The 562-nt window shown below is 61.4% G+C and carries 1 protein-coding gene; it reads right to left on the bottom strand.

What is annotated here, in order from left to right:
- Positions 1-342 (bottom strand): collagen-binding domain-containing protein (locus FNJ47_RS46530; RefSeq protein WP_163163532.1); only part of this gene is annotated, 342 nt, incomplete at its 3' end.
- Positions 343-562: the final 220 nt, after the last annotated feature.

Here is a 562-nt window from a genome sequence, read left to right as displayed (position 1 = left end):
GTTGACGGTGGAGCCGACGAAGGAGCCTCCAATATAGGAGCCCAGTCCGTTGACATGCAGACCGCTCGCCGTCCCCATCACGGTCAGACCGGCATAGTTCGATGCGGGCGTGCTGCCGGAGTGCTGCACGTAGTCACCGCCCGTCACCGAACCGCCAATCCAGGCCCGGCCATCCACGTGCGAATTGGAGGTGGCATTACCCAGCACCACCAGGTTGAACTGCTGCAGCGCTTCAGCGCCAGTCAACGGGGCCACGGCGGCCTGCGCAGCAGCACTCACACCGAGGGAAAGGAAAGGCAAGACAGCAACACCGGCCAGCACCGACCTGGAAAGACGCGACATGGAACGTTACCCCTTATCTCGTATGCCGCCTTCTGCTTGAAAAAAAAATAACTGATGTGACGTTCAAACGCGCACCCGCTCGCCTACCTACCTACCCAGCGGCTCGGCTCACCCCCGAAACCACAACACTGCACCATGAGCCCCCCGGCGTAGCCGGTAGACCCGCACTGTGTCCTCAGTCACACCTTGCCCACTCGATCCTCAAAGGCACTGCGAAGAC

The organism is Bradyrhizobium uaiense, assembly GCF_010811875.1.
GTDB lineage: Bacteria > Pseudomonadota > Alphaproteobacteria > Rhizobiales > Xanthobacteraceae > Bradyrhizobium > Bradyrhizobium uaiense.
Note: the sequence above shows the minus strand (reverse complement) of the source record. Positions and strands in the feature narration are given on the sequence as shown.